The sequence below is a fragment of the Streptomyces sp. NPDC048192 genome, assembly GCF_043202415.1.
Lineage (GTDB): Bacteria > Actinomycetota > Actinomycetes > Streptomycetales > Streptomycetaceae > Streptomyces.
The window spans coordinates 429,867-451,989 of record NZ_JBIDAL010000005.1 but is presented as its reverse complement, the minus strand read 5'-3'; the positions used below and the strand labels follow the sequence as shown (position 1 = coordinate 451,989).

20 protein-coding genes and 1 tRNA gene are annotated in these 22,123 nt (G+C 71.5%); 13 read left to right on the top strand and 8 right to left on the bottom strand.

All coding sequences use genetic code 11. From position 1 onward, the window contains the following. Nucleotides 1-507: 507 nt before the first annotated feature. Nucleotides 508-1,197, bottom strand: a complete 690-nt coding sequence (phoU, locus tag ACGFZN_RS12860; protein WP_393858479.1) for a phosphate signaling complex protein PhoU — start codon at nt 1,195-1,197, stop codon at nt 508-510. 180 nt (nt 1,198-1,377) lie between these two features. On the opposite strand from phoU, the gene ACGFZN_RS12855 reads away from it, so the two are divergent. Together ACGFZN_RS12855 and ACGFZN_RS12850 are read left to right on the top strand one after the other, a co-directional pair. Next, nucleotides 1,378-2,637, top strand: coding sequence for a sensor histidine kinase (locus ACGFZN_RS12855; RefSeq protein WP_393858478.1), 1,260 nt, complete (start codon nt 1,378-1,380; stop codon nt 2,635-2,637). Beyond that, nucleotides 2,634-3,314, top strand: a complete 681-nt coding sequence (locus ACGFZN_RS12850; RefSeq protein WP_030734890.1) for a response regulator transcription factor — start codon at nt 2,634-2,636, stop codon at nt 3,312-3,314. The genes ACGFZN_RS12855 and ACGFZN_RS12850 overlap by 4 nt, the downstream gene beginning before the upstream one ends. Nucleotides 3,315-3,402: 88 nt before the next feature. On the opposite strand, the gene ACGFZN_RS12845 is transcribed toward ACGFZN_RS12850, so the two are convergent. Further along, nucleotides 3,403-4,095: a DUF461 domain-containing protein gene (locus ACGFZN_RS12845; protein ID WP_393858477.1), complete on the bottom strand. Its 693-nt coding sequence runs from the start codon at nt 4,093-4,095 to the stop codon at nt 3,403-3,405. A 614-nt stretch (nt 4,096-4,709) separates the two neighbouring features. Here ACGFZN_RS12845 and ACGFZN_RS12840 point away from each other — a divergent pair. The 7 genes from ACGFZN_RS12840 to ACGFZN_RS12810 all read left to right on the top strand — a co-directional run bounded on the left by ACGFZN_RS12840 (nt 4,710) and on the right by ACGFZN_RS12810 (nt 12,421). After that, nucleotides 4,710-5,192, top strand: a complete 483-nt coding sequence (locus ACGFZN_RS12840) for a CarD family transcriptional regulator (protein ID WP_003953493.1) — start codon at nt 4,710-4,712, stop codon at nt 5,190-5,192. Nucleotides 5,193-5,489: 297 nt separating this feature from the next. Further along, nucleotides 5,490-6,266, top strand: coding sequence for a 2-C-methyl-D-erythritol 4-phosphate cytidylyltransferase (gene ispD, locus ACGFZN_RS12835; RefSeq protein ID WP_393858476.1), 777 nt, complete (start codon nt 5,490-5,492; stop codon nt 6,264-6,266). Next, nucleotides 6,256-6,747: a 2-C-methyl-D-erythritol 2,4-cyclodiphosphate synthase gene (ispF, locus tag ACGFZN_RS12830; RefSeq protein ID WP_361983531.1), complete on the top strand. Its 492-nt coding sequence runs from the start codon at nt 6,256-6,258 to the stop codon at nt 6,745-6,747. The genes ispD and ispF overlap by 11 nt, the downstream gene beginning before the upstream one ends. A 948-nt stretch (nt 6,748-7,695) precedes the next feature. Then, nucleotides 7,696-8,100, top strand: coding sequence for a PPOX class F420-dependent oxidoreductase (locus ACGFZN_RS12825; RefSeq protein ID WP_393858475.1), 405 nt, complete (start codon nt 7,696-7,698; stop codon nt 8,098-8,100). Between the two features lie 58 nt (nt 8,101-8,158). After that, complete coding sequence (cysS, locus tag ACGFZN_RS12820) at nt 8,159-9,559, top strand: cysteine--tRNA ligase (protein WP_393858474.1); 1,401 nt, start codon at nt 8,159-8,161, stop codon at nt 9,557-9,559. A gap of 112 nt (nt 9,560-9,671) precedes the next feature. Next, the gene (gene rlmB, locus ACGFZN_RS12815) at nt 9,672-10,616 is read left to right on the top strand and encodes a 23S rRNA (guanosine(2251)-2'-O)-methyltransferase RlmB (RefSeq protein ID WP_393858473.1); all 945 of its coding nucleotides are present in this window, start codon (nt 9,672-9,674) and stop codon (nt 10,614-10,616) included. Nucleotides 10,617-10,744: 128 nt separating this feature from the next. Beyond that, nucleotides 10,745-12,421, top strand: coding sequence for a DoxX family protein (locus tag ACGFZN_RS12810; protein ID WP_393858472.1), 1,677 nt, complete (start codon nt 10,745-10,747; stop codon nt 12,419-12,421). A 123-nt stretch (nt 12,422-12,544) separates the two neighbouring features. Here the strand turns inward: ACGFZN_RS12810 and ACGFZN_RS12805 are convergent, their stop codons facing one another. The 3 genes from ACGFZN_RS12805 to ACGFZN_RS12795 form a co-directional block, all read right to left on the bottom strand. Next, on the bottom strand, nt 12,545-13,276 hold the full coding sequence (locus ACGFZN_RS12805) for an NDP-sugar synthase (protein ID WP_393858471.1): 732 nt from the start codon (nt 13,274-13,276) through the stop codon (nt 12,545-12,547). A 91-nt stretch (nt 13,277-13,367) separates the two neighbouring features. Then, complete coding sequence (locus ACGFZN_RS12800) at nt 13,368-13,829, bottom strand: hypothetical protein (RefSeq protein WP_393858470.1); 462 nt, start codon at nt 13,827-13,829, stop codon at nt 13,368-13,370. Nucleotides 13,830-14,056: 227 nt separating this feature from the next. Beyond that, nucleotides 14,057-15,193 (bottom strand): ABC transporter ATP-binding protein, encoded by a 1,137-nt coding sequence (locus ACGFZN_RS12795; RefSeq protein WP_393858469.1) that lies wholly within the window; start codon nt 15,191-15,193, stop codon nt 14,057-14,059. 207 nt (nt 15,194-15,400) lie between these two features. Between ACGFZN_RS12795 and ACGFZN_RS12790 the strand changes: the two genes are divergently transcribed. Further along, nucleotides 15,401-15,477 (top strand) — tRNA-Thr (locus ACGFZN_RS12790). Between the two features lie 133 nt (nt 15,478-15,610). Beyond that, nucleotides 15,611-16,852 carry a SpoIIE family protein phosphatase gene (locus ACGFZN_RS12785; protein WP_393858468.1) on the top strand — a complete coding sequence of 414 codons (1,242 nt, stop codon included), beginning with the start codon at nt 15,611-15,613 and terminating at the stop codon, nt 16,850-16,852. Between the two features lie 84 nt (nt 16,853-16,936). Here the strand turns inward: ACGFZN_RS12785 and ACGFZN_RS12780 are convergent, their stop codons facing one another. The 3 genes from ACGFZN_RS12780 to ACGFZN_RS12770 all read right to left on the bottom strand — a co-directional run bounded on the left by ACGFZN_RS12780 (nt 16,937) and on the right by ACGFZN_RS12770 (nt 21,181). Further along, nucleotides 16,937-18,904 (bottom strand): hypothetical protein, encoded by a 1,968-nt coding sequence (locus tag ACGFZN_RS12780; protein WP_393858467.1) that lies wholly within the window; start codon nt 18,902-18,904, stop codon nt 16,937-16,939. A gap of 130 nt (nt 18,905-19,034) precedes the next feature. Beyond that, on the bottom strand, nt 19,035-19,931 hold the full coding sequence (locus ACGFZN_RS12775) for an aminoglycoside phosphotransferase family protein (protein ID WP_393858581.1): 897 nt from the start codon (nt 19,929-19,931) through the stop codon (nt 19,035-19,037). Nucleotides 19,932-19,978: 47 nt separating this feature from the next. Next, a complete protein-coding gene (locus ACGFZN_RS12770) occupies nt 19,979-21,181 on the bottom strand; it encodes an RNA-guided endonuclease InsQ/TnpB family protein (RefSeq protein WP_393858466.1) in 1,203 nt (400 codons plus the stop codon). A 29-nt stretch (nt 21,182-21,210) separates the two neighbouring features. Between ACGFZN_RS12770 and ACGFZN_RS12765 the strand changes: the two genes are divergently transcribed. Both ACGFZN_RS12765 and ACGFZN_RS12760 read left to right on the top strand, forming a co-directional pair. Further along, nucleotides 21,211-21,369 (top strand): Arc family DNA-binding protein, encoded by a 159-nt coding sequence (locus ACGFZN_RS12765; protein ID WP_393858465.1) that lies wholly within the window; start codon nt 21,211-21,213, stop codon nt 21,367-21,369. A 95-nt stretch (nt 21,370-21,464) separates the two neighbouring features. Further along, complete coding sequence (locus tag ACGFZN_RS12760; RefSeq protein WP_393858464.1) at nt 21,465-22,118, top strand: rhomboid-like protein; 654 nt, start codon at nt 21,465-21,467, stop codon at nt 22,116-22,118. Nucleotides 22,119-22,123: the final 5 nt, after the last annotated feature.

The following is a 22,123-nucleotide window of genomic DNA, read 5'->3' as shown; positions in this document are numbered from 1 at the left end:
AGGCGGCTATCAGCGGAAGGCTCCTGGTCTCGGCGGGCTGATCGGTCTCGCGCTCCCGCGTGGGGTCGGGCGTGGTACCGGGGGATTCGGCCATGGGTCCCTCCTAAACACTGGGGCAGGGATGCCCTCGCCCATTGCATGCCCGTTTCCCTGGGCGCATCAACGGCGCACGGAGGCGCCCCCGCGCCCCAACCCCCAACCCCCGCGCCGGGAAGGCGCCCCACGCCCGGTCACAGGGGTCCCGCCTCGGCGTCGGGCGCCCTGCGTTCGGTCGCAGGGCCCCGCCTCGGCGTCGGGCGCCCGCCCCCGGTCGCAGGCGCGCCCCACCTTCGGCCATGGGCGCCCCCTCGGTGGCAGTCACCCAGCCTCGGCGACAGCAGCCCCCTCAGTCACAGGCGTCCCGCCTCGGTGGCATGCGCTCCGCCCCCGGCGACAGCAGCCCCCTCGGCGACAGGCAGCCCGGCCCCTGGTCACAAGCACCCGGCCCCCCGCCCGCGCCCTGCGGGCCTACGCGCCCTCGACGCCCGTCACCGGCTGGATGTCGGACTGGAGCTCGTCCGCGTGTTCGCCCGTGACCAGGTAGACGACCCGCTTGGCGACGGCCACGGCGTGGTCGGCGTACCGCTCGTAGTAGCGGCCCAGCAGGGTGACGTCCACCGCGGTCTCGATGCCGTGCTTCCAGCGCTCGTCGATCAGGTGCTGGAACAGCGTGCGGTGCAGCAGGTCCATCTCGTCGTCGTCCTGCTCCAGCTGCAGCGCGAGGTCGACGTCCTTGGTGATGATGACCTCGGCGGCCTTGGCCATCAGGCGCTGGGCGAGCTGGCCCATCTCCAGGATCGTGGCGTGCAGGTCCTGCGGCACCGCGCGCTCGGGGAAGCGCAGCCGGGCCAGCTTCGCCACGTGCTGGGCGAGGTCGCCGGACCGCTCCAGGTCGGCGGACATGCGCAGCGAGGTGACGACGATCCGCAGGTCGGTCGCCACCGGCTGCTGCCGGGCGAGCAGGGCTATGGCCCGGGCCTCCAGGTCGTGCTGGAGTTCGTCGACCTTCTGGTCCGCCTCGATCACGCTCTCGGCCAGCTTCAGGTCGGCGTCCAGGATAGCGGTGGTGGCGCGCCCGATCGCCGACCCGACCAGCCGGGCCATCTCCACCAGACCGTCGCCGATCGAGTCCAGTTCCTCGTGGTACGCGTCCCGCATCAGGGTTCCCTCTCATAGGTGTGCTTGGTCCCCACGCTCCCACGTTCTGCCCCGCACGCGTCCGTTTCCGCCACCCCAAATGAACCATTACTGGCCCCAAGGTGAACTCTGGGCGACGAGTGTCCGAGGTCCCACCTCGGAGGCTGGGGGGATGTCATAGGGCCTGCTTAACCTTGAGGCATGGACGTGAACGCGGCGGTCGCCGCAGCGGCAGCGATCGCCGGGGTGCTCACCGGCGTCATCGCCATGCTGGCGTTCCGTTGGAGCGAACGCGACCAGAAGCGACCGACCAGGACTTCCTTGCACACCGACCCCGTACTCCCGCCGGGCGTGGACACCGTGCTGTCCGTGCTCCGTTCCTCGGCCGTCGTCCTCGACGAGGCCGACGCCGTCGTCAAGGCCAGCTCCGCCGCCTACGCCCTCGGGCTGGTCCGCGGAGGCAAGCTCGCCGTGGAGCCCATGCTCCAGATGGCCAGGGACACCAGACGCGACGGCGAGATACGGCAGGTCGAGCTGGACCTTCCCCGGCGCGGCACCGGACGCGGAGAGGCCCTCGCGGTCTCCGCGCGCGTGGCCCCGCTCGGCTCCCGCCTGGTCCTGCTGCTGGTCGAGGACCTGACCGAGGCCAGGAGGATCGAGGCCGTACGACGCGACTTCGTGGCGAACGTCAGCCATGAGCTGAAGACGCCCGTCGGCGCGCTCTCCCTCCTCTCCGAGGCCGTCATGGACGCCTCCGACGACCCCGAGGCCGTACAGCGCTTCGCGGGCCGCATGCAGATCGAGGCGACCCGCCTGACCAACCTGGTCCAGGAGCTGATCGACCTCTCCCGGGTGCAGAACGACGACCCGCTGGAGGACGCCGAGCCCGTCCGCGTGGACGAGCTGGTCGCCGAGGCCATCGACCGCTGCCGCCACCAGGCCGGCACCAAGCAGATCACCATCGCCGCCGGAGGCACGGCCGACCTGCACGTCTGGGGCAACCGCGGCCAGCTCGCCGCCGCCCTCGGCAACCTGGTGGAGAACGCCGTGAACTACTCCCCGGCCCGCACCCGCGTCGGCATCGCCGCCCGCAGGGTCGGCGCGCCCGGCGGCGACATGATCGAGCTCGCCGTGACGGACCAGGGCATCGGCATCTCCGACAAGGACAAGGAGCGCATCTTCGAGCGCTTCTACCGCGTCGACCCCGCCCGCTCCCGGCAGACCGGAGGCACCGGGCTGGGACTCGCGATCGTCAAGCACGTGGTCGCCTCGCACGGCGGGGAGGTCACGGTCTGGAGCGCCGAAGGCCAGGGCTCCACGTTCACCCTCAGGCTGCCGGAGGCGGGTGCGGCCCGCGACCGCGCACAGCAGCACCCCGACCTCGACGACGATGACGAGGCCGGCGGCGCCCCCGACCCATCCCCGTACGAACCGCTTCCCGCCCCGGAGGTCCTTCCGTGACCCGAGTGCTCGTCGTCGAGGACGAGGAGTCCTTCTCCGACGCCCTGTCGTACATGCTCCGCAAGGAGGGCTTCGAGGTCGCCGTGGCGGCCACGGGCCCCGACGGACTCGACGAGTTCGAGCGCAACGGCGCCGACCTCGTCCTCCTCGACCTGATGCTGCCGGGCCTGCCCGGCACGGAGGTGTGCCGCCAGCTGCGCGGCCGCTCCAACGTCCCCGTGATCATGGTGACGGCCAAGGACAGCGAGATCGACAAGGTCGTCGGCCTGGAGATAGGGGCCGACGACTACGTCACCAAGCCCTTCTCCTCCCGTGAGCTGGTCGCCCGCATCCGCGCCGTGCTGCGCCGCCGCGGCGAGCCGGAGGAGGTCGCCCCGGCCGCGCTGGAGGCCGGCCCGGTCCGCATGGACGTCGACCGCCACGTGGTGACGGTCGGCGGCTCCAAGGTCGACCTCCCGCTGAAGGAGTTCGACCTGCTGGAGATGCTCCTGCGCAACGCCGGCCGCGTGCTGACCCGCATGCAGCTGATCGACCGCGTCTGGGGCGCCGACTACGTGGGCGACACCAAGACCCTGGACGTCCACGTCAAGCGCCTCCGCGCCAAGATCGAGCCCGACCCGGGCGCGCCGCGGTACCTGGTCACGGTCCGGGGGCTGGGGTACAAGTTCGAGCCGTAAACCGGACACGGCGCCACGACGAAGGGCGGCACCCCTGGTGGGGTGCCGCCCTCGTGCGTACGGCGTGCTCAGCGGGCCGTACGGCCGCTCACTGGCCGGCGGCCGACTGGGACGCGGAGTCGCTGGGGGTCGCGCCGGCGCCCGCCGTCGCGGTGTCGCTCGCGGTCGCCGACGGGGTGGCCTTGCCCTTGCCGTGCTTGGCCGGCTTGGTGGTGCTGCCGGAGGCGGTGGCGCCCGGGGCCGGGGAGGCCGTCGCCGGGCCGGAGGGGATCTGGCTCGGGCCCCACTTGTCGAAGTAGCTGGTGGCCGGCACCACGTAGGCGCGCAGGCTCACCGCGCCGGTCTTGCTGAACGTGAAGGTGATCTTCTGGGCGTTGCCGTCCTGGACCGACTCGCGTCCGCTCGGCAGCTCGGCGGAGGCGTTCCCCTTGCCGCCGAGGATCAGCGAGCCGTGCGCCGGGACGGTCAGGCTGCCGCCCTTGGCCGGGGTCAGCTTGACGGTGTCGCTGCTGCCGGCGATGGAGACGGACTGCAGGGTCTCGTTCGTGCTGCCCGTGTTGAAGAGGGTCGCGGAGATCACCGCCGGGCCCGTCGACTTCAGGTCGGGCTGGGTGATGACCAGGGCGTTCTGCACCTTGATGTTGCCGACCGTGGTCGCGGCGTTGTCCGGCTTGATCTCCAGGGTCTGCGAGTTGTTGCCGGCGCCACAGGCGGCGAGCGAGGCGATCGAGAAGACGATGGCGGAGGCGGCGAGGGCGCCGCGTCGAAGGCTGCTGCTCACGGCGGCGGCAACTCCTTGAACGCGCGGGCGGCTCCCCTTATAAAGCCGCCCTAAGGATCTGTCAGCGGCCTTAGGTTACCGAGCCGTTCCCGGGCCGCCGCACCCGACCCTCCCCAAGCGCCCCGCATCCCTCCGGCTGGGGTAGCGCGAACCCTGCGTCACTCCGGTCACAAGTGACCCTCCAGTCACTTTGCCGAGCGTTCGTCCGGCATTCACATAACCGGGCGCAAAATTTCCGTGAAGGAATGCGTGAGCCCTCGCTGATCGCGGCCGGAATTGATCACGCTCCGCCCTCCGGGTGGCCGTTGATCAATTCCGGAAACGGCCCGGATCCGTCTGCCGTCACCGAACGGAGTAGCGGAAGTCGTACGCTTGGAAGCGGACAAAACGGGATGTTCATCCACTTGGAGACGGCTCGCGGAGTGTGTAACGTACGCGTTTCACCTCGCCCGCAGAGCCCCTCCGACCTGCGAATTCCCGGTTCGCCAGGCCCCTCGCAGCACGTTCCTGTCGCAGTTGTCAAGCCCCGAGATATGCCCTGACCTGCGAAAACGCCATTCAGAAGACGGCGTATCCGTGTTACCCTGGATAGCCACGGAAGGGGTACCTGTCACATGACGTTCAAGGTTGGCGACACCGTGGTCTATCCCCATCACGGGGCCGCGCTGATCGAGGCCATCGAAACTCGCCAGATCAAAGGCGTGGACAAGACCTACTTGGTGCTGAAGGTCGCCCAGGGTGACCTGACGGTACGTGTGCCAGCGGACAATGCTGAGTTCGTGGGCGTGCGTGATGTGGTCGGTCAGGACGGGCTGGACCGGGTCTTCGAGGTGCTGCGCGCGCCGTACGCCGAGGAGCCCACGAACTGGTCCCGTCGCTACAAGGCAAACCTGGAGAAGCTCGCCTCGGGCGATGTCATCAAGGTCGCGGAGGTCGTGCGTGACCTGTGGCGCCGCGAGCGCGAGCGAGGGCTCTCGGCCGGTGAGAAGCGCATGCTCGCCAAGGCCCGCCAGATCCTGGTGAGCGAGCTCGCTCTCGCGGAGAACACGAACGAGGACAAGGCCGAGGCCCTGCTCGACGAGGTGCTCGCCTCCTGACGCGTCACGGCGGCGACCCTTCGCCTCCGTCAAGCTCAGTACGAACACAGTGAGATGCCGCGGTGCCCGCTGACACTGACCCTGTCGCCGGGCGCTGCGGCATGTCCGTGCCCGCGCACGGGTGTTCCTCGTGATGTTCTTCGTGAAACCAGTGGACCGGCCCCCCGATACTTGATGTGCCGGGCCCGGGCGGATGGCTCGACCAGGGTCACGGAAAGGGTCCGGTCAAGGCGTCGCGCCCGGCACTCCTGAAGGCCATACCCACCTAGGTCGAGCACACAAACCTGACAGGAACCGATGTCTGACGAATCGCGCCCTTCGCCCGCGCAGACCCCCGTCGCCGCCGTGATTCCCGCCGCCGGCCGGGGCGTCCGCCTCGGTCCGGGCGCCCCCAAGGCGCTGCGCGCGCTGAACGGCACGCCCATGCTGATCCACGCCGCCCGCGCGCTCGCCGCGTCCCGGCACGTCTCCCTGGTGATCGTCGTGGCCCCGCCTGACGGTGCCGCCGAGGTCAAGTCCCTGCTCGACGCGCACGCCCTGCCCGGCAGCGGCCCGAGCGGCAGCCTGGGCAGGACCGACTTCCTGGTCGTGCCCGGCGGGGACAGCCGCCAGGAATCGGTGAAGCTCGGCCTGGACGCCCTGCCCCCCGAGTACGGCATCGTCCTCGTCCACGACGCGGCCCGCCCGCTGGTCCCGGTCGACACGGTCGACGCGGTCATCGAGGCCGTGCGCGACGGCGCCCCCGCGGTCGTCCCCGCGCTGCCCCTCGCCGACACCGTCAAGGAGGTGGAGCCAGCCGCCGAGGCCGGCGCCCCCGAGCCGGTCGTCGCCACCCCGGAGCGCGCCCGCCTGCGTGCCGTCCAGACACCGCAGGGCTTCGACCGGGCCACCCTGGTCCGCGCCCACGAGACGGTCACCGACAACGTCACGGACGACGCGAGCATGGTCGAACAGCTGGGGCTGACCGTCGTGGCCGTACCCGGGCACGAGGAGGCCTTCAAGGTCACCCGCCCCCTCGACCTGGTCCTCGCCGAGGCGGTCCTGGCCCGCAGGAGGCTCAACGATGGCTTCTGAGCCGCTGTTGCCGCAGGTCGGCATCGGCACCGACATCCACGCCTTCGAGGAGGGCCGTGAGCTGTGGTGCGCGGGCCTGAAGTGGGAGGGCGAGGGTCCCGGCCTCGCCGGGCACTCCGACGCGGACGTCGTCGCCCACGCCGCCTGCAACGCCCTCTTCTCCGCCGCCGGGCTCGGTGACCTGGGGCAGCACTTCGGCACCGGCCGCCCCGAATGGTCCGGCGCCTCCGGGGTGACCCTGCTGACCGAGGCCGCCCGGATCGTCCGCGAGGCCGGCTTCACCGTCGGCAACATCGCCGTCCAGGTGGTCGGCCCCCGCCCCAAGATCGGCAAGCGCCGGGAGGAGGCCCAGAAGATCCTCTCCGAGGCCGCCGGCGCGCCCGTCTCCGTCTCCGGCGCCACGACGGACGGCCTCGGCTTCCCGGGCCGCGAGGAGGGCCTGATGGCGATCGCCACGGCGCTGGTGGTGCGTACGGGCTGAGGGACGGCCGGTGCGTACGGGTTGAGGACGGCCGGTGCGTGCGGGCTGAGGACGGCTGGTGCGTACGGGCTGAGGACGGCTGGCGAGCACGGGCTCACGTTGCCCGGCGCGCGGGATGAGATGGGCCGGCGCGTACGGGCTGAGGACGGCTGGTGCGCGCGGGCCCACATCGCTCGGTGCGCGGGTTGAGATCGCCCGGCGTGCGGGCTGAGATCGGCGGCGCCCGCGGGCTCACGTCGCCGGGCGCCTGGACTGAAGACGGCTGGTGTGTACGGGCTGATGTCGGCGGCGCCTGCGGGCTCACGTCGCCGGGCGCCTGGGCTGAGGACGGCTGGCGAGCACGGACCCACATCGCCCGGCGCGTGGGCTGACACCGGCGGCGCCCGCGGGCTGAGGACGGCGCCGCGCTCGGGCTGAGGATGCCGGAGCGCTTGGGCTGAGGACGGCCGGTGCGTACGGGCTGAGGTCGGCGGCGCCCGCGGGCTCACATCACCCGGCGCGTGGGGAAGACGGTCGCCCTGGTGCGGTTGAGCAGGGCGGCCACCGTGGCGCCGGTGACGGCGAGACGGCCGCCGTAGTGCGTTGCGGGCGACGGTCGTCGTGGTGCGTACGGGCTGAGATCGGCGGCGCCCGCGGGCTCACATCACCCGGCGCGTGGGGGAGACGGTCGCGTGGTGCTGTTGAGTAGGGCGGCCACCGTGGTGCTGGTGATGGCGGGACGGCCGCCGTTGTGCGGTGCGGGCGACGGTCGCTGTGGTGCGGCTGAGCGGGACGGCAGCCGCCGCGGTGCCGGTGGGAGCGGGGCGGCAGCCGCCGTCGTGCCGGTCAGAACTGGACGGTCGTGGTGTGCCGGTGACAGCGGGGGCGGCTGTCGTGGTGCGGGTGAGGCGGGGGCGTGCGAGGGTACCCTCACGACCATCAGTGATCCCTGGACTCCGGAGGGTGCCCATGTCCGCCGTACTGTCCGACCAGCTCAAGTCCGTGCTCGACGGCAAGGTGTTCATCGTCGTCGGCACCCTCCAGCCCGACGGCAGCCCCCAGCTGTCCCCGGTCTGGGTGAAGCGCGACGGCGACGACCTCCTGTTCTCCACCACGGTCGACCGCCGCAAGTACCTCAACCTGGACCGCGACCCGCGCGTCACCGTCGCCGTCCTCAACCCCGAGCAGCCGTACGAGTACGCCGAGATCCGCGGCACCGCCGAGATGACGACCGACGGCGGGCCGCAGCTCATCGACGAACTGAGCCTGAAGTACACCGGCAAGAAGTACGCGGAGTTCAACCCCGAGGCCGCCAAGGACGCCCAGCGGGTGGTCGTCCGCATCAAGCCGCGGAAGGTCGTCGGGCGGCTCTGAGCCCGACATTGCGGGGAAGGGGCGTGAGGCACCCTGTCGCGCCCACTACCCTGGAGTGGTGACTATTCGCCTGTACGACACCAGTGCCCGGCAGATCCGTGACTTCACCCCGCTCAAGCCGGGCTGTGTCTCGATCTACCTGTGTGGCGCCACCGTGCAGGCGGCACCGCACATCGGGCACATCCGGTCGGGGCTGAACTTCGACATCATGCGCCGGTGGTTCGAGTACCGCGGCTACGAGGTGACGTTCGTCAGGAACGTCACCGACATCGACGACAAGATCATCGCGAAGGCCCACGAGCAGGGCCGCCCGTGGTGGTCGATCGGGTACGCCAACGAGCGCGCCTTCAACGAGGGCTACACCGCTCTGGGCTGCCTGCCGCCGACCTACGAGCCGCGGGCCACCGGCCACATCACCGAGATGGTCGAGATGATGCAGCGCCTGATCGAGCGCGGGCACGCCTACGCGGCCGACGGCAACGTGTACTTCGACGTGCGGTCCTTCCCGCAGTACCTCGGGCTGTCCCGGCAGGAGCTGGACAACCTGCTCCAGCCCTCCGGCGAGGGCGAGACGGGCAAGCGGGACCCGCGGGACTTCGCGATGTGGAAGGCGGCCAAGCCCGGCGAGCCGACCTGGCCGACGCCGTGGGGCGAGGGCCGCCCGGGCTGGCACCTGGAGTGCTCGGCGATGGCGCACAAGTACCTGGGCTCCGCGTTCGACATCCACGGCGGCGGCCTGGACCTGATCTTCCCGCACCACGAGAACGAGATCGCCCAGGCCAAGGCCTACGGCGACGACTTCGCCCGCTACTGGGTGCACAACGCCTGGGTCACCATGGCCGGCGACAAGATGTCCAAGTCGCTCGGCAACAGCGTCCTCGTGTCCGAGATGGTCAAGCAGTGGCGCCCCATCGTGCTGCGCTACTACCTGGGCACCCCGCACTACCGCTCGATGATCGAGTACAGCGAGGAGTCCCTGCGCGAGGCGGAGGCGGCCTTCGCGCGGATCGAGGGCTTCGTGCAGCGGGTCACCGAGCTGGCCGGCAAGACCGTCGAGCCCGCCGCCGAGGTGCCGCCCGCGTTCGCCGAGGCGATGGACGACGACCTGGGCGTGCCGCAGGCCCTCGCGGTCGTGCACACCACCGTCCGGCAGGGCAACAGCGCACTGGCCGCCGACGACAAGGAGGCCGCCGTGGCCCGCCTGGCCGAGGTGCGGGCCATGCTCGGCGTCCTCGGTCTCGACCCGCTCGACGAGCACTGGGCGGGCGCGCAGGAGCAGGGCGAGGACCTGCACGGCGTGGTCGACAGCCTGGTCAGGCTGGTCCTGGACCAGCGCGAGTCCGCCCGCGCCCGCAAGGACTGGGCCACCGCCGACGCCATCCGCGACCAGCTCAACCAGTCCGGCCTGATGATCGAGGACGGCCCGCAGGGCCCCCGCTGGACCCTCGGGGCCCGGTAGCCCGAGCCTTGATCGATTGTGCCGCCCGGCCCCCCGGGCGGCACACTGCATAGACGCGACAGACGCACGCACACTCGTTTCCGTACAGATTTCCGTAGAGAACAGGTAGGTCATGGCCGCGAACAACCGCCGCATGTCCGGCAAGAAGGGCGCGCAGGTCGGCAGCGGCGGCAAGCGGCGCCGGGGCCTCGAGGGCAAGGGCCCGACCCCGCCCGCCGAGATGCGCAAGGGCCACGTCAAGCAGCGCGCCGCCGCTGCCAAGGCCCGCCGCGCCCAGGGGGGCCGCCCGCAGCAGCGCCGCGGCGGCGGCAAGTCGACGTCCGAGCTGGTCGTCGGCCGCAACCCGGTGGTGGAGGCGCTGCGCGAGGGCGTCCCCGCCTCCACGCTCTACGTCCAGCAGTTCATCGACAACGACGAGCGGGTCCGCGAGGCCCTCCAGCTCGCCGCCGAGCGCGGCAACATCAACCTGATGGAGGCGCCGCGCCCCGAGCTGGACCGCATGACCAACGGCCTCAACCACCAGGGCCTGGTCCTCCAGGTCCCGCCGTACGAGTACGCGCACCCCGAGGACCTGCTCGACGCGGCGGCCGACGAGGGCGAGGACCCGCTGATCGTCGCCCTCGACGGCGTCACCGACCCGCGCAACCTCGGCGCGGTCGTCCGCTCCGTGTCCGCCTTCGGGGGCCACGGCGTCGTCGTGCCCGAGCGCCGCTCGGCCGGCATGACCGCCGGCGCCTGGAAGACCTCCGCCGGCACCGCCGCCCGCACCCCGGTGGCCCGCGCCACCAACCTCACGCGCGCCCTGGAGTCGTACAAGAAGGCGGGCCTGACGGTCGTCGGGCTCGCCGCCGACGGCGAGGTCGAACTCGGCGATCTGGAAGCCCTCGACGGCCCGGTCGTCATCGTGGTCGGCAGCGAGGGCAAGGGCCTGTCCCGCCTGGTCGGCGAGACCTGCGACTTCCGGGTGCGCATCCCGATGCCGGGCGGCGCGGAGTCCCTCAACGCCGGTGTCGCGGCGGGCGTCGTGCTCTACGAAGCGTCCCGCCGGCGGAGCTGAACACCCGTCCGACACCTCACCCGTACGGGGTGTTTTCGGCGTCCATATGGCGCTGGGGCCGACTTTGACGGGGTCCGGACACATCCGCCCGGTCAGAGCAGTGTCCTAACTCCACGTCACTCGGTTAGATGAGTGTGGACACCAGAACACCCCGCACACCCACGGGGGAACGCTCGTCGGGATTCCAGTCCGGACCCGACGACGCTCCCGCGCTGAGCATGGTGAAGGTGCCGAGCGATCCGGCGCAGGTCATCGTCAATCACGCCAGCTTCCGCGTGCAGCTGGGCGCGTCGGCCACGCGCACCCGATCCCCGCGGATCGCCCGGTATCCGAGCGCCGTCCAGGACTCCGCCCGGATGCCCGTCGTGGGCACGGCGGGCCGGGCGGGCGCCGCCGCCGGCCGCCGCCGCCCCGTCGTGTGGAGCGGCAGGTCCGCTCCCGACGACACCGGCGCCCACCGGCTCCTCCAGGCCGTGCGGGGCAGCAGCGTCCGCCACACCGAGGAGCCCGAGGCCGGCGCCACCCAGGTCATCCCGCGCGTGGACACCGGCTACGCCGACACCTACGACCGCACCTACGACGAGCTGGAACAGACGGTCGAGTCCCCGGTCGTCGGCCACCAGCGCACCGCCCCCCACGACACCGGCGGCACGCGGCTGCTGCCCTCCATGCGCCCGGCCGGCGGCGCCTACGACGAACCCCCCTACCTGGACGACGAACCCCAGGGCTACGACCCGTACGCGGACGCCGCCGACCCCGACGCCCCGCGCCCCGCCCGCCGCCACGCGGACGACCCGGCCCGGCACGCCTACTACCCCGGTCGCCGGATGAACCTCGGCGTCGTCCTCCTCCCGCTCCGCATCTTCCTCGGCTTCATCTCCATCTACGCCGGCATGGGCAAGCTGTGCGACCCCGTCTACTTCGACGGCGGCAAACGCGGCTCCATGGTCAAGTGGCTCAACACCCTGCACCCCTGGGACGTCGCCGAGCCGCTGCGCCAGTTCGCCCTGCACCACCCGGTCGGCTCCGGCCTCGTCATCGCCTTCCTCCAGGTGGTGGTCGGCGTGCTGACCATCCTCGGCTGCTGGCAGCGCGTGGCCGCGGTCGTCGGCGCGCTGCTGTCCGCGGCCCTGATCGTCACCGTCAGCTGGAAGACGGTCCCCGCGTACGACGCGCCCGACATCATCTACCTCGCCGCCTGGTCGCCGCTGATCATCGCGGGCGCCCCCGTCTACTCCGTGGACGGGCGTCTCGCCGCCGGCGCCTGGCGCCGCCTCGGCCCCCGCGCCGACATCTGGGACCTGCGCCGCTACGTCCTGCGCCGCGGCGCGCTCCTCACGGCCGTCACCGCCGGCGTCACCCTGCTCGTCGGCTCGCTGCTCGGCGGCGCCGTACGCGACTCCAGCCGCGTCGTCGTCCCCGGTCCCGGCGAGGCCCCCCGCAACAACCTGCCGGGCTCCCCGCTCCCGCAGGACCCCGGCACACGGCACAGCAAAAGCCCGGCGGCCTCCACCTCGCCCACGGGCGGCGCCACGGCCGGCGCCAGCCCGTCCGGCGCGGCGACGACCCCGGGCGCCACGCACACCGCCGGCGGTACGACCACGACGCCCACCCAGACCCAGGGCACCACGGGCCAGGTCCCGCCCCGTCAGTCCTCCCCGACGGGCGGCGCTCCCAGCACGACGGCCGGCCCGACCAGCACCGGCGGCACGTCCGGCGGCGGCTCGTCCTCGGGCGGCACGAGCGGCTCCGGCGGCTCCTCGTCCTCGGGCCAGCCGGGCCTGGTGGGCGGATTGCTCGGCTAGCCGGCGGTTCCCGGACACCGAAGGGCCCCGTACCCGAGAAGGTACGGGGCCCTTTCGTTCCCTTGAGGCTCCTGCCCGGACCGCGGCCCCGACCGTCCGAGCGGCGAAGGCGCACCCGCCCCGCTACCGCCCCAGCGCGGCAAGCTCCTTCGCCGCCTCCGTCAGGTCCTTCGCGGTGTCGATGGCCCGCCAGTACGCCCCCTGCGGAATGGGGAAGCCGAACAGCCTCCGCTCGCGGGCCAGTCCGGGGAACGTGGTCCGCTCGTGGTCCCCCCGCTCCGGCAGCAGCGAGGCGAACTCCGGCGCGAAGACGTACACGCCCGCGTTGATCTCGAACGTGGACGGCGGGGCTTCGATGAAGTCGGTGATGTGCCCGAACCCGTCGGTCTTCACCGCGCCCCAGGGAATGCGCGGCCGGGCGAGCGCCAGGGTCGCCGTGGCATCCCGCTCGGTGTGGAAGTCGGCCATGTCCCGCAGGGAGAAACGGGTCCAGATGTCGCCGTTGGTGGCGTACCACGGCCGGTCGGGGCGGGGGAGATGCGCGGCGGCGTACTTGAGGCCGCCGCCGCGGCCGAGGGGCTCGGTCTCCACGACGGTGGTGACGGAGACGGGCAGGTCGGCGGAGTCCAGCCACTTCTGCAGGACCTCGGCGAGGTGGCCGCAGGAGACCACCACGTCGGTCACGCCTTCCTCGGCGAGCCAGGCCAGCTGGTGGCCGATGATCGGGATGCCCGTGCCGGGGATCTCGACCATCGGCTTGGGCCGGTCGTCGGTGTAGGGACGCAGCCGGGAGCCCTGGCCCCCGGCCAGGATCACGGCCTGGGTGGGACGCGACGCGGCGTTGGGATGGGTCATGACCGCACTGTACGCGGCGCCCTACCAGGCCCGGCCGACGACGGCGCGCTCCTTGGGGTGCCGTTACCCGAAGGAGCGCCGTCGGCGGCCGTCAGCTGTGCGCCGCGAGCACGCCCGAGGCGAACGCCGTGTCGCACACCGGGCGGGCGTAGGACTGGGCGCGGGGGGCGCCGTAGATGCGCACGGCGGCCTGGCCCAGGGCGCGGGCGATGGCGGAGCAGTGCCGGGCCAGCGAGGGGTGTCCGTTGACCGCCTGCTGGAGGTGGGTCAGGACGACGCCCGGGTTCTTGTCCTGCAACTCGCTCATCAGGCGGTCGCGGAGCACGTCCTGCGGGGCCCGGGAGACCGTCTTGGTGGCGACCTCCGCCGAGGAGACGTCGGAGGCGGCCAGCACCGAGCTGGAGGGGCTGCCCGTCCAGTTGACCCGGGTGACCGCGAGGGTCCCGGAGAGCACCAGGACGACGGGCAGGACGAGGGCGAGAGTGCGGCCGATCCGGCGGGCAGGGCCGCCCCGGTGGCCGCGTCGCGTCTGAGGGGTGGTGGAGTGCTTCACGCGTGTGAGGGTAGCGCGGGGTAATGATTTGGCGACATTTAGTCACCCCTTCGGGGGATGAAGAGGCGCTGATTTCTGGGTAAGGGGTTGACGCCCCCCGCCCGAATTGATCGCTGTGCCGGGGTATTTCCCCTGCGTGTACGGCACGAAAGGGGCCCCGCGGCACTCCGCGGGGCCCCTTTTCGTCAACCTCGCCGCGAAACGGCAGCTCAGTCGCGTGAACGCGGTCAGTCGGACAGCCGCTCACCGGTGGAGGTGGAGAAGACGTGGGTCTCGCCCGGCCGCGGCACGACGTGCAGCGTGGAGCCCTTCTCCGGGACCTGGCGGCCGTTCACCCGGACGACCAGGTCCTTGACCTCGCCGCCGACCTCGGCGGTGCCGTAGACGTAGCCGTCGGCGCCCAGCTCCTCGACGACGTTCACGGACACGGCGAGACCGGCCGGCGCGTCCGCGCTGTCCTTCGTGAGGGACGCGGCCGCACCGCCGTTGTGCTCGACCACGTCGAAGTGCTCGGGCCGGACACCGACGGTGACCGTGCGGTCGCCCTTGTCGGAGGCGGCCTTCAGCGCGTCCCGGTTGACCGGCACCACGCTGTTGCCGAACTTCACGCCGCCGTCGGTGATCGGGACCTCGACCAGGTTCATCGCCGGGGAGCCGATGAAGCCGGCGACGAAGAGGTTCGCGGGCCTGTCGTACATGTTCCGCGGCGAGTCGACCTGCTGCAGGATGCCGTCCTTGAGCACGGCCACCCGGTCGCCCATCGTCATGGCCTCGACCTGGTCGTGGGTGACGTAGACGGTGGTGATGCCGAGACGGCGCTGCAGCGAGGCGATCTGCGTACGGGTGGAGACGCGGAGCTTGGCGTCCAGGTTGGACAGCGGCTCGTCCATGAGGAACACCTGCGGCTCACGCACGATCGCGCGGCCCATGGCCACACGCTGCCGCTGACCACCCGACAGCGCCTTCGGCTTGCGGTCCAGGTACTCGGTGAGGTCGAGGATCTTCGCGGCCTCCTCGACCTTCTGCCGGATCTCCGCCTTGTTGACGCCGGCGATCTTGAGCGCGAAGCCCATGTTGTCGGCGACCGTCATGTGCGGGTAGAGGGCGTAGTTCTGGAACACCATGGCGATGTCCCGGTCCTTGGGCGGCAGGTGCGTGACGTCGCGGTCACCGATGCGGATCGCGCCGGCGTTGACGTCCTCCAGGCCCGCGAGCATCCGCAGCGAGGTGGACTTTCCGCAACCCGACGGGCCGACCAGGACGAGGAACTCGCCGTCCTCGATCGCGATGTCGAGCGAGTCGACGGCGGGCTTCGTGGAACCCGGGTAGATCCGGGTCGCCTTGTCGAACGTGACTGTGGCCATGGTGAATGGGCCCCCTTCTACCGGCAGGAACGTGCCGGACGATCCGTTGTAGGAAGGTGGTTGGTGTAGTCCACACGAGTGAACTGGGTCAGGACGGTACCTGGCGTTCACGCGATCTGTCAGCACCTGGACGACTGTGAACTTCGCGGAAATTCTCGGCGGGCCCCGCCGCGGACCTGGGTACACTGCACGAGCACCCCGGTGCACGCCTCCTTAGCTCAGCTGGTCAGAGCGCCGCTCTTGTAAAGCGAAGGTCGTCGGTTCGAATCCGACAGGGGGCTCCACAGGCAACGGCCCCGGACTTCCCGTCCGGGGCCGTCTTCGTGGGCGGCTGGGCCGGCGTGTCTCGTGTGGTGATCAGTCCCGCTTGGTGGGACACCGGAGAGGGGGCACCGCCGGAGGGACGGGAGAGCGTCTGTGACCACGCCGCCGATCGACTACCACGCGCTGTTCGCCGCCACTCCCAGCCCGTACCTGGTCCTGGGCCCCGATCTCGAGATCCTCGACGTGAACGCGGCCTACTGCCGGGCGACCGGCTGCACGACCCAGGACCTGATCGGGCGCTACCTCTTCGACGCGTTTCCGGACAATCCGGATGATCCGCACGCCGACGGGGTGCGGAATCTCAGCGCCTCGCTGCACCGGGTGCTGCGCTCGAAGGAGCCGGACACCATGGCGGTGCAGAAGTACGACATCCCCGTGCCCGGCCGCCCCGGGGAGTTCGAGGAGCGCTGGTGGTCCCCGGTCAACACCCCGGTGCTCGGGCCCGGCGGTGAGGTGGCCTGGATCATCCACCGGGTCGAGGACGTCACCGACTTCGTGCTGTCCCACACCGCCCGCACCCGGCGGGGCCACACGCTGAACGAGCGCGAGGCCATGGAGGCCGAGCTGTACGCGCGCGCCCGGGAGCTGCAGATCATGAACGAGCAGCTGCGGCAGGCCCACGCCCGGGAACGGAAGGTCGCCGTCACCCTCCAGGAGGCGATGATGCAGTCGCCGGACCTGGCCCAGCACCCGAACATCGCCGTGCGCTACCTGCCCGCGGCCAAGGGGCTCAACGTGTGCGGCGACTGGTACGACGTGGTGGACCTGCCCGACGACGCCTACGCGGTCGCGGTGGGCGACGTGGTCGGTCACGGCCTGGAGGCGGCCGCCGCCATGGGCATGCTGCGCAGCGCCCTGTCCGCCGCCGTACGCGCCCTGTGCGAGCCGGCCAGGGCCATGGAGGTGCTGGGCCTGTACGCCCGCTCGGTCGAGGGGGCCCTGGCCACCACGGCCGTCAAGGCGGTCGTGTCTCCGCGCGGCCGGAACATCACGTACAGCAGCGCCGGTCACCTGCCGCCCGTGCTGGTCCATCCCGACGGCACGTTCGTCCTGCTCGACCAGGCCACCGACCCGCCGCTGGGTGCCCGTCCGCTGCACGTCACGCGCCCGCAGGGCGCCGTCGCCTACGCGCCCGGCGACACGCTTGTCCTGTACACCGACGGGCTCGTCGAACGCCGTGACGAGGACATCGACGCGGGGCTGGACCGGCTCACCGCCGCCCTCGCCGGCAACGCGCGGCTCGGCCCGGACCACCTGGCCGACGTGCTGCTCTCCCGTCTCGGCGTCAGCAGCGGCGGGCACGACGACATCGCGCTGATCGTGGTCCGCCTGTAGTGCCCGCGCCTGCGCCGGCCTGCGAGAACGCCGATGCCCCGGGCGGGCGCCCGGGGCATCGGTATCTGTTCGGGGGTGTACGGGTCAGGGCACGTAGGACCGGGTGTTGCTGGCCCACAGGGCGCCGCCCTTGCCCGGGCCGCCGGAGGACGTGTAGACGACGAAGTTGCCGTCGCTCTGCAGCAGGGCGTACGCGCCGGTGTGGCCGTTGGTGTGCGTCGACCACAGGGCCGTGCCGCCGCTCGTGTAGACCACGAGGTTGCCGTCGGACTGCATGGACGCGTAGGCGCCGGAGTGGCCCGAGGTGCCGGTGGACCAGATGGCCTTGCCGTCGCGCTTGCGGTACATCACGAGGTTGCCGTCGGGCTGCATCGCCAGGCGGGTGTACTGGGTCTGCGCCCACCAGCCGCCCGGGATTTTCTGTCCGGAGCCGATGGTCGCCGAGTGCGCGTTGGTGCCGTCCGCCCACAGCGAGCCGCCGGTGCTCGGGCCGCCGCCGGCGCCGTACACCACCAGGTTGCCGTCGTCCTGCACCAGGAGGTACGCGCCGGTGTGGCCGTTGGTGTGGGTGGACCACAGGGCGGTGCCGCCGCTGGTGTAGACGACGAGGTTGCCGTCGGTCTGCATCAGCGCGTACGCGCCCGAGTGCCCGGAGGTGTGGCTGGACCAGATAGCCGGGCCGCTGCCGCTGGTGCCGCTGGTCTTGAGGTAGGCGACCAGGTTGCCGTCGCTGCCCATGGTCAGGGTGATGTTCGCGCTGCTCAGCCGGTGGCCGGAGGTCAGCTTCCGGCCGGGCTGAAGCGAGTTGACGGTGTTCGCACCGGCGGTGAAGGCGGCGGTGCCGTCGGGGGTGCCGAGGCCGGTGGGGCCGTCGTAGCCGGTGCCCGCGGTGCACAGGTAGCCCGGGGAGCAGGTGCCGTCGCTGCCCGTGGTGACGTCGTTCAGTGCCGACGCGTGGCCGTAGGGGTAGGAGGACGGGTAGCTGCCCGCGGCCGGGGCGCCGGCGAGGGCGTAGGTGGCCGCGATGATCGGCGAGGAGGCGCTGGTGCCGCCGTAGACGTCCCAGCCGGAGGCGCCGTAGGTGTCGTAGACGGCGACGCCGGTGTTCGGGTCGGCGACCGCGGAGACGTCCGCGACGGTACGGCGGGAGCAGCCGGAGTCGGTCTGCCAGGTGGGCTTGGCCTCGTCGGCGGAGCAGCCGGACCCGGTGCCGTCGGTCGGGTCGTTGGACCACACCGACTCGCTCCAGCCGCGCGTGTTGCCCGCGCGGCTGAGGGAGGTGCCGCCGACCGCGGTGACGTAGGGGGAGGAGGCCGGGAACTGCGCGCCGTACCCGCCGTCGCCCGCGCTGACCGTGATGGCGACGCCGGGGTGGTTGAAGTACTGGACGTCGGCGGTGGTCTCGGAGGGGTCCTCGGGGCCGCCGAAGGAGTTGGAGACGTACTTCGCGCCGAGCCGGACGGCTTCGTTCTCGGCGGCGCCGAGGTCGGCCACGCTGGTGGAGGAGGCCTCGACGAGCGTGATGTGGCACTGCGGGCAGACGGCGCTGACCATGTCCAGGTCGAGGGATATCTCCCCGGCCCAGCCCGGGTCGGCGCTCGGGTAGGCGGTGCCGCCGGTCTGGTTCACCTTGTGGAAGCAGCCGTTGGCGGTGGTGCAGGCGGGCAGGCCGTACTGGGACCGGTATGCGGCGAGGTCGGACTCGGCGTTCGGGTCGTCCATGGCGTCGACGACGGCGACGGTCCGGCCCGAACCGGCGCTCGCGGACGGCAGGTTGTAGGCGTTCTGCAGGTCCGAGGGGCCGTAGCCGGCCGGGGTGGCGTCCGGGCCGACGGTCAGGTGCTGGACGACGTCGGTGCGGGCCTCGGCGAGGCACGCCATCCGGCCGGGTGCGGTGGCGCGGGCGCACAGGTGCTTGATGTGGGCGGCCGCGTGGGCCGGCGGCGCGGCCTGGGCGGTCGCGGTGAGCCAGCCGGTGGACAGGCCGGTGGCGAGGAGTGCCGTGGTGGACAGCAGGGCGGCGGACGCCGCCCGATGTCTCCCTGGAAGCAAGGAAGTGTCCTTCTGATGGGTGGTGTTGGCGGGCCGGCCGACCGGTCTGTGACCGAGGAAGGTCCGCCATGACAGACGAATGCTGCCGACGCCGCCGACCAGGGACAATGAGAAGGGGGTAAGGGCTTGATCAGAATCCGGTGCGGAGGCGGCGGGCGATTTCCAGCCCGCGTTCCGTGACGGGCCGGCCGTCCTTCACGTCCCACAGGGCGTTCTGCAGCAGCCGGCCCAGCGTCCACGCCAGCGCCCGGTCCCGGTCCAGGCCGAGGACCTCGGTCATCGCGTCGAACCGCCGGCGCACCTCGGCCGCCTCGAACCGGTTGTCCAGCGCCGGCCACAGTTCGAACGCGGGGTCGCCCGCGAGCGGCTTGGGGTCGATGGCCAGCCAGTCGGCGCGGTCGGCGGCCAGCACGTTCTCGTAGTGCAGGTCCCAGTGCAGGAGCCGGTCGCCGGGTTCGCCGGCGACCTCGCGGACGGCGGCCGCGCAGTCGGCGATCAGGCGGCGGGTCGCCGGGTCGGGTATGCGCGGGAGCGCCCACGGCGTCCGCTCCAGCATGGTCCCGGCGATGTCACCGAGCCGGCGCATCCCCGGCGGCGCCGGGAAGGACGTCAGGTGGGCCAGGAGCCGCGCGATGACGACGACCGCCTCGCGGGTGTCGGCCAGGGCGGACAGCATCCGCGTCTCGTCCAGGCGTTCCAGCAGCATGGTGCCGGTCGCCGGGTCGTGGTCCAGGAGCCGTACCGCTCCGTCGCCGTCCCAGACCCGCAGCGCGACCGGTTCCCCCTCGCTCTCCTCGTCCGGCAGCTGCAGCTTGAGGACGGCGGGCGTGCCGTCGGCGCGGACGACCGGCAGGACGAGCGCGCTCACCCCGTTCATGGACGGCCCGTCGAGCCGCAGCCGCCAGCGGCCCAGGAAGGCGGCGGCGAGGTCCGGCAGGGCCGCGACGAACGCCCGCCCCGCCGCGCCGTTGTACCTCTCCTGGGCTTCGGCCAGCTCGCCGGGGATGTCGATCACGGACCGGACGATACTGGCATGCTTGACTGCTCCCCTCCCTGCGGGAAGGGATTTCTGGCTCAGGCCGCCTTCTGGAGCTGCGCTCCGGGAGGTCTTACGCCCTCGACACCAACCGGGTTCAGACCAGCCCGGACGAGCATCACGCGTGCGGAGTTCTTGTCCCTGGGGGACACGGATCCGCATGCGGTGCAGGTGTATGTGCGTTCGGAAAGAGGAAGTGCGTGCTTGGTTCTCGCTCCGCAGCGTCCGCAGTCCATGGTGGTGAACGCGGGATGCACAAGGTGTACGTTCCGCCCGTGCTTGCGGGCCGTTTCGAGCAAGGCTCTCTTGGTGGCGCCGATGGCGGCGTCCGCCGCCTTGCGGGCCATGGTCGTTCCGGCGAGGAACTTCGGGCGGAAGTCCTCGACGGCGATGGCGTCATGGTCCCGAACGACCTTCTTGGCCCGCTTACGGGCGGTGTCCTGCCGCTGCCGGGCGATCTTCTGGCAGGTCTTCGCCCGCTGCCTCTTCGCCTCCCTGTAGCCCCTGGACGCGGCCTGGCCCTTCTTCGGCCTGCGGCGGGCCATCATCCGGTCGTACCGGGTCACTTTCCCAGCAGCCTTGCGGCCGTGCCCGGCGTGGGGCAGGTCGTGGACGTCACTGGTGGTGGTGGCTATCTCCTTCACGCCCCAGTCCACGCCGAGCACCACACCCGTGGTGGGCAGCGGCTGTGTCTCGGCCGGGACTACGAACGAGCAGTACCAGTGCCCGGCGCAGTCTTCGTACACGCGCACCGAGGAGGGTTCTGCGGGCAGGTGCCGCGACCACACCACAGTCAGCTCGATCCCGCCTGCCAAGTGCAGCCGATCGTCCTTCAAGCGGAATCCGCGCTCTGTGTAGTTCAGCGTGGGCAGCGCCTCGCGCTTCTTCTTCCACTTGGGCATCCCTGCCCGCTGCCGCTGAGGCAGGCGTTCCCTGATGTCCTTCAGCGCCTTGGCGCGGGACTTGCCGAAGTCCCGGATGAGCTGCTGCTGAGGCACCGACGAGCCCTCAGCCAGCCATGGGGTTCTGGCACGAGCCTCGGTCAGCATCTTGTCCAGCCGTGCCGGGCCGCACTCCACGCCCTCGGCACGGGCTTTCTTCGACTGGGCCAAGCACTCGTTCCAGACCCATCGGCAGCGGTCCCACTCCGCCATCAGTGCGGTGTGGGCCGTGGCCGACACAAGCAGCCGATAGGTGTACCGGGCGTATCCGGTTCCCTCCATCGACTTTGGTGTCACCATGACACCAAGCTAGCACTACCATGTCGGACATGGATCACGAAGTGCGTATCACGCTCAGACTGCCCGCAGGCCTTCATGCGTGGCTGGTCGCTCAGGCCAAGTCCTCGCGCCGGTCCCTCAACTCGGAGATCGTCTACCGCTTGGAGGGCGAGCGCGCCACTGCGGAGGCGGCCGGTGAATCGTCCTGACGGCGATGCCGCTTTCCCTGCGCTGCTCCGCAGGATCCCCATCCCTCCCCGGCCGAAGGCTGGTGCACGCCCGGAGGTTCCCGATGCGTCGGCTCATGCGGGTTGACCGGGATCTCGGCGGCGTATGGGCGTACATCCGCAGTGCCCCGGGCACCTATGTGTGGCTCCTGGTGCTGTTCGTCACGACTGTCGCGCTGCACCAGATGTCACCGGAGTTCGAGCAGCACTTCCTGCGGCAGCGGTCCACCAACATCCACGAGTTGTCCCACCATCCGGTGCGGGTGCTCATCTCCAGTGCGATGTGGATCGACAGCGGGCGCTGGCTGCCGTACGTCGTGCTGTACACGGTGTTCCACGCGCCAGCCGAGCGCTGGCTCGGCACCGCCCGCTGGCTCTGCGTGTGCGCCTGTGCGCACGTCCTCGCCACGCTGATCAGCGAGGGCGCCCTGCTGAAGGCGATCCGGGACGGCATGGCCCCGCATTCGGCGGTCAACACGCTGGACATCGGGGTGAGTTACGCGCTGGCCGGGGTGGTCGGCGTGCTCACCTACCGGATCGCGGCGCCCTGGCGGTATGTGTATCTGCTGGTGGTCCTCGTCGTCTTCGGGCTGCCTCTGGCCCAGGGCCGCACCTTCACCGAACTGGGCCACTTCGTCTCCGTGCTGATCGGGCTGGCCTGTCATCCGCTGACGAAGGGCCGCGGAAAAGCATGGAATCCGAAGGAGACAGTGGACGCCCTCAGGGGTTAACGTCC

Bases quoted from the DNA above. Each gene is read 5' to 3' on its own strand.
- ACGFZN_RS12765 (WP_393858465.1), top strand. From the start codon at position 21,211: ATGGATCACGAAGTGCGTATCACGCTCAGACTGCCCGCAGGCCTTCAT.
- ACGFZN_RS12855 (WP_393858478.1), top strand. From the start codon at position 1,378: ATGGACGTGAACGCGGCGGTCGCCGCAGCGGCAGCGATCGCCGGGGTG.
- ACGFZN_RS12795 (WP_393858469.1), bottom strand. From the start codon at position 15,193: ATGGCCACAGTCACGTTCGACAAGGCGACCCGGATCTACCCGGGTTCC.
- ACGFZN_RS12840 (WP_003953493.1), top strand. From the start codon at position 4,710: ATGACGTTCAAGGTTGGCGACACCGTGGTCTATCCCCATCACGGGGCC.
- rlmB (WP_393858473.1), top strand. From the start codon at position 9,672: ATGGCCGCGAACAACCGCCGCATGTCCGGCAAGAAGGGCGCGCAGGTC.
- ispD (WP_393858476.1), top strand. From the start codon at position 5,490: ATGTCTGACGAATCGCGCCCTTCGCCCGCGCAGACCCCCGTCGCCGCC.
- ACGFZN_RS12805 (WP_393858471.1), bottom strand. From the start codon at position 13,276: ATGACCCATCCCAACGCCGCGTCGCGTCCCACCCAGGCCGTGATCCTG.
- ACGFZN_RS12810 (WP_393858472.1), top strand. From the start codon at position 10,745: ATGAGTGTGGACACCAGAACACCCCGCACACCCACGGGGGAACGCTCG.
- ACGFZN_RS12825 (WP_393858475.1), top strand. From the start codon at position 7,696: ATGTCCGCCGTACTGTCCGACCAGCTCAAGTCCGTGCTCGACGGCAAG.
- phoU (WP_393858479.1), bottom strand. From the start codon at position 1,197: ATGCGGGACGCGTACCACGAGGAACTGGACTCGATCGGCGACGGTCTG.
- ACGFZN_RS12770 (WP_393858466.1), bottom strand. From the start codon at position 21,181: ATGGTGACACCAAAGTCGATGGAGGGAACCGGATACGCCCGGTACACC.
- ACGFZN_RS12760 (WP_393858464.1), top strand. From the start codon at position 21,465: ATGCGGGTTGACCGGGATCTCGGCGGCGTATGGGCGTACATCCGCAGT.
- ispF (WP_361983531.1), top strand. From the start codon at position 6,256: ATGGCTTCTGAGCCGCTGTTGCCGCAGGTCGGCATCGGCACCGACATC.